Annotated in this window: 3 protein-coding genes, 1 tRNA gene and 2 rRNA genes; 2 read left to right on the top strand and 4 right to left on the bottom strand. The window is 47.1% G+C overall.

Annotated features, from left to right (window positions below):
• The 3 genes from TI10_RS19725 to TI10_RS19715 all read right to left on the bottom strand — a co-directional run.
• Positions 1 to 2620: ribosomal RNA gene (locus TI10_RS19725) — 23S ribosomal RNA — on the bottom strand; the annotation flags it as partial.
• A 191-nt stretch (positions 2621 to 2811) separates the two neighbouring features.
• Positions 2812 to 2887 (bottom strand) — tRNA-Glu (locus TI10_RS19720).
• An 82-nt stretch (positions 2888 to 2969) separates the two neighbouring features.
• Positions 2970 to 4514: ribosomal RNA gene (locus tag TI10_RS19715) — 16S ribosomal RNA — on the bottom strand.
• A 461-nt stretch (positions 4515 to 4975) separates the two neighbouring features.
• Here TI10_RS19715 and TI10_RS19710 point away from each other — a divergent pair.
• Positions 4976 to 5665: a FadR/GntR family transcriptional regulator gene (locus TI10_RS19710; RefSeq protein WP_049585036.1), complete on the top strand. Its 690-nt coding sequence runs from the start codon at positions 4976 to 4978 to the stop codon at positions 5663 to 5665.
• A gap of 69 nt (positions 5666 to 5734) precedes the next feature.
• The gene (gene mdtD / locus TI10_RS19705) at positions 5735 to 7126 is read left to right on the top strand and encodes a multidrug transporter subunit MdtD (protein WP_049585035.1); all 1392 of its coding nucleotides are present in this window, start codon (positions 5735 to 5737) and stop codon (positions 7124 to 7126) included.
• Here mdtD and rbsR read toward each other — a convergent pair.
• Entirely contained in the window at positions 7123 to 8124 is a 1002-nt protein-coding gene (gene rbsR, locus TI10_RS19700; protein ID WP_049585034.1) for a ribose operon transcriptional repressor RbsR, read from the bottom strand. The genes mdtD and rbsR overlap by 4 nt on opposite strands.
• Position 8125: the final 1 nt, after the last annotated feature.

The following is an 8125-nucleotide window of genomic DNA, read 5'->3' as shown; positions in this document are numbered from 1 at the left end:
GGCCTAAGTGAGAACATCGAGCATTCAAGGGTGGTATTTCAAGGATGGCTCCATGCAGACTGGCGTCCGCACTTCCAAGCCTCCCACCTATCCTACACATCAAGGCTCCATGTTCAGTGTCAAGCTATAGTAAAGGTTCACGGGGTCTTTCCGTCTTGCCGCGGGTACACTGCATCTTCACAGCGAGTTCAATTTCACTGAGTCTCGGGTGGAGACAGCCTGGCCATCATTACGCCATTCGTGCAGGTCGGAACTTACCCGACAAGGAATTTCGCTACCTTAGGACCGTTATAGTTACGGCCGCCGTTTACTGGGGCTTCGATCAAGAGCGTCGCCTTAACGGCTAACCCATCAATTAACCTTCCAGCACCGGGCAGGCGTCACACCGTATACGTCCACTTACGTGTTGGCACAGTGCTGTGTTTTTAATAAACAGTTGCAGCCAGCTGGTCTCTGCGACTGGCTTCGGCTCCGGGGGCAAACCCCTTCACCTAACGCCAGCGTGCCTTCTCCCGAAGTTACGGGCACCATTTTGCCTAGTTCCTTCACCCGAGTTCTCTCAAGCGCCTGAGTATTCTCTACCTGACCACCTGTGTCGGTTTGGGGTACGATTCAATGTCACCTGATGCTTAGAGGCTTTTCCTGGAAGCCGGGCATCAACCACTTCACCGCCGTAGCGGCTCGTCATCACGCCTCAGTGTTAAAAGAAGAGCGGATTTGCCTGCTCCTCCCACCTACACGCTTAAACCGGGACGACCGTCGCCCGGATGGCCTAGCCTTCTCCGTCCCCCCTTCGCAGTCACATTCAGTACAGGAATATTAACCTGTTTCCCATCAGCTACGCCGTTCGGCCTCGCCTTAGGGGTCGACTCACCCTGCCCCGATTAACGTTGGACAGGAACCCTTGGTCTTCCGGCGAGCGGGTTTTTCACCCGCTTTATCGTTACTTATGTCAGCATTCGCACTTCTGATACCTCCAGCAGGCCTCACGCGCCGCCTTCAACGGCTTACAGAACGCTCCCCTACCCATTCAGAGAACAGACGTCAGAATACAGCTTACAGACGCCGCCCCAGTCCAGTCAGCATTTTCGCTATCTCTTCATAGCCATCGCGCCATTCCTGCCACTGAACCCGATTGATATAGCCCAAATCCAGACAATATCTTAACCATACACGCATCTCATCGGCACTGCCTAAGGCTATACTAATGAAACGCCTGAACTCGGGTTTGGAATAATGCTGCTTACCAAAGCCCTCGGCAAGGTTGGCGCAAATGCCCTTACTTGCCCGCCCGACCTGGTCCGCTAATCCATATTGTTCGTACTGAGGAAATGTCAAACTCACCTGATGAATTTCTAACGAAATTCGATAAGCTTTCTTAAACACGTCCAATTGCTCGAATCCATATGACATCATTCCGTCCTCTGTCTTCTGAAATCTGTCCTCTGAATGCCGCAGCTTCGGCGCATGGTTTAGCCCCGTTACATCTTCCGCGCAGGCCGACTCGACCAGTGAGCTATTACGCTTTCTTTCAATGATGGCTGCTTCTAAGCCAACATCCTGGCTGTCTGGGCCTTCCCACATCGTTTCCCACTTAACCATGACTTCGGGACCTTAGCTGGCGGTCTGGGTTGTTTCCCTCTTCACGACGGACGTTAGCACCCGCCGTGTGTCTCCCGTGATGACATTCTTCGGTATTCGCAGTTTGCATCGGGTTGGTAAGCCGGGATGGCCCCCTAGCCGAAACAGTGCTCTACCCCCGAAGATGAACTCACGAGGCGCTACCTAAATAGCTTTCGGGGAGAACCAGCTATCTCCCGGTTTGATTGGCCTTTCACCCCCAGCCACAAGTCATCCGCTAATTTTTCAACATTAGTCGGTTCGGTCCTCCAGTTAGTGTTACCCAACCTTCAACCTGCCCATGGCTAGCTCACCGGGTTTCGGGTCTATACCCTGCAACTCATTTCGCCCAGTTAAGACTCGGTTTCCCTGCGGCTCCCCTATTCGGTTAACCTTGCTACAGAATATAAGTCGCTGACCCATTATACAAAAGGTACGCAGTCACCCTGATTCATCAAGGCTCCCACTGCTTGTACGTACACGGTTTCAGGTTCTCTTTCACTCCCCTCGCCGGGGTTCTTTTCGCCTTTCCCTCACGGTACTGGTTCACTATCGGTCAGTCAGGAGTATTTAGCCTTGGAGGATGGTCCCCCCTTCTTCAGACAGGATTTCTCGTGTCCCGCCTTACTCATCGAACTCACAACCACGCCATCTTCGAGTACGGGGCTGTCACCCTCTCTCGCCGGCCTTTCCAGACCGTTCCTCTGATGCTGTGGCTGATGCAGGTTCTGGGCTCCTCCCCGTTCGCTCGCCGCTACTGGGGGAATCTCGGTTGATTTCTTTTCCTCGGGGTACTGAGATGTTTCAGTTCCCCCGGTTCGCCTCATTAACCTATGGATTCAGTTAATGATAGTGCAACGCATTGCACTGGGTTTCCCCATTCGGACATCGCCGGCTTATAACGCTTCATATCAGCTTACCGACGCTTTTCGCAGATTAGCGCGTCCTTCATCGCCTCTGACTGCCTAGGCATCCACCGTGTACGCTTAATTGCTTAACCTCACAACCCGAAACTGTCTCGGATTGTTCAGCTTGAGAGACTCGTCAATCACACCGCAACCGGTATCATTGACTGTTTCAATTTTTCAGCTTGTTCCAGATTGTTAAAGAGCTTATATCGCTAAACCGATTCCGAAAATCCGCTTAAAGATACCTTAACGACAACGCCTTTCACCCGTCATCTTCGCAAGCTGGCGTCCCCTAGGGGATTCGAACCCCTGTTACCGCCGTGAAAGGGCGGTGTCCTAGGCCTCTAGACGAAGGGGACCCGATGGTCAGCTTCGCAGACGCGCTTGCACTTTACTTTCATCAGACAATCTGTGTGAGCACTGCACTCAACCTATCTCAGGTAAGGAGGTGATCCAACCGCAGGTTCCCCTACGGTTACCTTGTTACGACTTCACCCCAGTCATGAGCCACAAAGTGGTCAGCGCCCTCCTTGCGGTTAAGCTACCGACTTCTTTTGCAACCCACTCCCATGGTGTGACGGGCGGTGTGTACAAGGCCCGGGAACGTATTCACCGTAGCATGCTGATCTACGATTACTAGCGATTCCGACTTCATGGAGTCGAGTTGCAGACTCCAATCCGGACTACGACAGACTTTGTGTGTTCCGCTTGCTCTCGCGAGGTCGCTTCACTTTGTATCCGCCATTGTAGCACGTGTGTAGCCCTACTCGTCAGGGCCATGATGACTTGACGTCATCCCCACCTTCCTCCGGTTTATCACCGGCAGTCTCCTTTGAGTTCCCGCCATTACGCGCTGGCAACAAAGGATAAGGGTTGCGCTCGTTGCGGGACTTAACCCAACATTTCACAACACGAGCTGACGACAGCCATGCAGCACCTGTCTCAGAGCTCCCGAAGGCACAACCTCATCTCTGAGGTCTTCTCTGGATGTCAAGAGTAGGTAAGGTTCTTCGCGTTGCATCGAATTAAACCACATGCTCCACCGCTTGTGCGGGCCCCCGTCAATTCATTTGAGTTTTAACCTTGCGGCCGTACTCCCCAGGCGGTCGATTTAACGCGTTAGCTTCGGAAGCCACAGCTCAAGGCCACAACCTCCAAATCGACATCGTTTACAGCGTGGACTACCAGGGTATCTAATCCTGTTTGCTCCCCACGCTTTCGCACCTGAGCGTCAGTCTTCGTCCAGGGGGCCGCCTTCGCCACCGGTATTCCTCCACATCTCTACGCATTTCACCGCTACACATGGAATTCTACCCCCCTCTACGAGACTCCAGCCAACCAGTCTTAGATGCCATTCCCAGGTTGAGCCCGGGGATTTCACATCTAACTTAATTGACCGCCTGCGTGCGCTTTACGCCCAGTCATTCCGATTAACGCTTGCACCCTCCGTATTACCGCGGCTGCTGGCACGGAGTTAGCCGGTGCTTCTTCTGCGGGTAACGTCAAAATTCAGCTCTGTTCAAGCTGAACCCTTCCTCCCCGCTGAAAGTACTTTACAACCCGAAGGCCTTCTTCATACACGCGGCATGGCTGCATCAGGCTTGCGCCCATTGTGCAATATTCCCCACTGCTGCCTCCCGTAGGAGTCTGGGCCGTGTCTCAGTCCCAGTGTGGCTGGTCATCCTCTCAGACCAGCTAGGGATCGTCGCCTAGGTAGGCCTTTACCCTACCTACTAGCTAATCCCATCTGGGTTCATCCGACGGCGTGAGGCCCTTTCAGGTCCCCCACTTTGGTCTCGCGACATTATGCGGTATTAGCCACCGTTTCCAGTGGTTATCCCCCGCCCTCGGGCAGATCCCCAGACATTACTCACCCGTCCGCCGCTCGTCAGCAAAAGCGCAAGCGCTTTCCTGTTACCGCTCGACTTGCATGTGTTAGGCCTGCCGCCAGCGTTCAATCTGAGCCATGATCAAACTCTTCAATTAAAAGCTTGATGCTCAAAGAATTGTACTGTTAGTTCGTAATGAATTAACTGTTGTTCACTCTTCAAGACTTTAAAACGTATTTTTTTGTGATACGGTCTTGTGAGTGCCCACACAGATTGTCTGATTAATTGTTAAAGAGCAGGCCGAATCAAAAATTGACATTCTCGTTCAGCCGGGCTGCGTATATTACGCTGTTCGCCCGCAGAGTCAAGCGCTTATTGACTTTTCTCTGCCTGACCTCACAATGTTTATCAGCGTTGTGTCGGTCAGTGGTGGCGCATTATAGGGAGTTCTTTGACGCTGGCAAGTCTTTATTGAAAAAAAATGGCCGTTCGCAGATTTTTTCAACAAAACCCACACTTTTGCATTTCTTTTATACAAAATTGATGGCGTCGACCATAATTATTCCCAAACTAAGGTACTATTAAGTAGACAAATGTGGGAAAGGGTTCAAATCTACTATGCAATTTAAAGAACAAAGAAAAGCTTCCCAGAAAAACCTTTCTTATCTTTTAGCTGAAAAAATCGGACAACAGATTTTGTCTGGTGAATACAAAGCTGAAACTATCCTTCCTGGTGAAATAGAACTCGCTGAACAATTTGACGTCAGCAGAACTTCTGTTCGTGAAGCAATAAAAATACTTGCAGCCAAAGGTATGCTATTACCTCGTCCACGTATTGGCACCCGAATCATGCCAACAATTCACTGGAATTTCCTTGATCAGGATTTATTAAAATGGTGGATGAATCGTGACAACCTTAGTCAAGTGGTCGAACATTTCCATATAGTAAGATTAGCAATAGAACCCCAAGCTTGTTTTCTTGCTGCACAAAATGCCACACAAAAACAAAAGAAGCAGCTCTTACAGATAATAGATGAAATGTATCGACTAAAAGAAAATTTTAACCGGGAAAAATGGATAGAGATTGATTACCAGTTTCACTATACCATTTACAAATCTTGTGGAAATCCATTCTTATGCTCTTTTGCTAACTTATTTCATCTGGTTTACCAAAACTACTTCGAAGCTATTATTTCCGATAAAGTCGTAAAACTGGAACCTCATAAAACCATTGTTAATTCAATCATCCAAGGTGACAGTCACAACGCACTTCTCGCTTGTCAAAAGTTATTAACAGAGCGCGAATAATCTTATATAGTAGTGTTTTAGATTAATATCTAATCAAACATTGGCTAAATAAAATAAGCAGGACTATTAATGGTAAAAACCGCTCGTAATATGGCGGGGCTACCCTGGATTGCTGCAATAGCTTTCTTTATGCAAGCCTTAGATGCAACAATTCTCAACACAGCATTACCCGCTATTGCTGAAAGCCTCAAACATTCACCCCTCGCGATGCAATCTGCTGTTGTCAGCTATACTCTGACTGTTGCTTTGCTAATTCCAGTCAGCGGCTGGTTAGCCGATCGTTTCGGCACCCGCCGAATATTTATGTTTGCTGTGTCCTTGTTCTCTTTAGGCTCCCTTGCCTGTGCTTTGTCAGGCAATTTGGCTTTTCTAGTTGTTTCTCGTGTAATTCAAGGAATTGGCGGCGCAATGATGATGCCAGTTGCCCGCCTTGCTTTATTACGTGCGTACCCACGCAGCGAACTTCTACCTGTTATGAATTTTGTCACCATGCCAGGGCTAGTAGGGCCAATTCTTGGTCCTATGCTCGGTGGGTTATTAGTCACTTATGCTACTTGGCACTGGATATTTATTATCAATATTCCAATCGGTTTATTGGGGATTATTTATGCTAAAAAGCATATGCCTAATTTTACGATGCCAAAACGTTCATTCGACTTTTTCGGTTTCATACTTTTTGGCCTGAGTTTAATAATGGTTTCTATCAGTTTGGATTTACTAGGAGAGAGTTCGTTACCAGGCTATATACCTCTGACAATTATGGTTGGTGGTTTTATGATATTATTTGGTTATCTAATGCATGCTAGAAAACAAACCCAGCCCCTTATTAGTCTGAATTTATTCCGTATTCGCACATTTTCCATTGGTATTATCGGTAATATTGTTACACGCCTGGGAACTGGTTGCATGCCTTTTCTAATGCCTTTGATGCTACAAGTTGGGTTTGGTTATTCAGCGGTCATTGCCGGAATGATGATGGCGCCAACAGCTATCGGTTCTGTTTTAGCCAAATCTTTCGTTACCAATGTATTAGCTCGCTTTGGATATCGTAAGACGCTGGTTAGCATCACAATCATTATTGGATTAATGATTTCTCAATTTTCACTACAATCACCAGAAATGCCTACTGTACTTTTAACTATTCCACTATTTTTACTGGGTATGGCTGTATCCATTCAATTTACTTCAATGAATACCATTACTTTAGCTGATCTAACCGATAATAATGCCAGTTCAGGAAATAGTTTATTAGCTGTAACTCAGCAGTTATCTATTAGCTTCGGTGTTGCTGTAAGTGCAGCTATTCTCCGTTTCTATGAGTCTATGCCTTATGGAACGGTTGTTGATCATTTCCACAGCACTTTTATTACCGTAGGAATAATCACTTTACTCGCTTCTTCCACCTTCCTGTTATTACATAAGGAAGATGGAGATAATATGCTCAAGAAAAAGGGCACTTAAAGATGAGAAACTGAGCTACGTTCAATCAGTGTTGGAGTTAATACTAACAATTTAGGATCACTCTTTGGGTTATTCATCCGATAAAGTAAAGTATCAACAGCGAGCTTCCCTAATTCATCTTTTGGCTGATGAATGGTTGTCAATGGTGGGATCATATAAGGGGCAAGATCGATATCATCATAACCAATGATGGAAATATCATCCGGCACAGAAAGCCCTGCTTGGTACAGCGCCTGATAAGCGCCAACGGCCATTGCATCATTTCCGGCAAAAACAGCTTCTGGCGGTTCTTGATGTTGCAGTAATTTCTGCATTGATTTAAAACCACCGGCAAATTCAAAATCACTGTAAATTTCATATCCATCAGGAATAATAAGGCCAGCATTTGCCATTGCCTTTCTATATCCTTGTAATCGATAATTAGCAGGCGTTTTATCTTGTGGACCTGCAATACAAGCTATTTTCTTAAAACCACAGCTAATAAGGTGATTAGTAGCTATCTCACCTCCTAACAAGGAATTATCCTGAATAATATCGCTGACAATCTCAAATGGAGACCAATCCATCATAACCATCGGTAAAGGAGGGTAACGGCGTAAAACATCACAGGAACTATGTTGATTTTCAGTACACATAATCAGCACCCCATCTACTCGCTTTTGCAGCAAAGTTTCCATGCTGTAATCCATTCGTTTGGCATCACCTTCTGTATTACACAAGATAAGGCTGTAACCACGCTCATAACAGCTTCGTTCAACCCCTCTTACAATTTCAGCATAAAAAGGATTATTACTGGTTGTTACCAGCATACCAATGGTTTTGGTTTGCTTGATCTTAAGACTTCGTGCAAGCGCTGATGGAGCATAATTCAATTGTTCAATCGCATCATTAACTTTCTTTTTTACACCATCGCTGACATAACGATTATTATTAATAACATGAGATACAGTTGATGTAGAAACGCCTGCAAAACGAGCAACATCTTTCATTGTAGCCACA

Origin of the sequence: Photorhabdus luminescens subsp. luminescens (assembly GCF_001083805.1) — a bacterium.
GTDB lineage: Bacteria > Pseudomonadota > Gammaproteobacteria > Enterobacterales > Enterobacteriaceae > Photorhabdus > Photorhabdus luminescens.
This window is presented reverse-complemented; position numbering and strand designations above follow the sequence as displayed.

What these genes read in the sequence shown, in the direction of transcription:
- TI10_RS19710 (WP_049585036.1), top strand. Translation starts at nt 4,976, where the DNA reads ATGCAATTTAAAGAACAAAGAAAAGCTTCCCAGAAAAACCTTTCTTAT.
- mdtD (WP_049585035.1), top strand. Translation starts at nt 5,735, where the DNA reads ATGGTAAAAACCGCTCGTAATATGGCGGGGCTACCCTGGATTGCTGCA.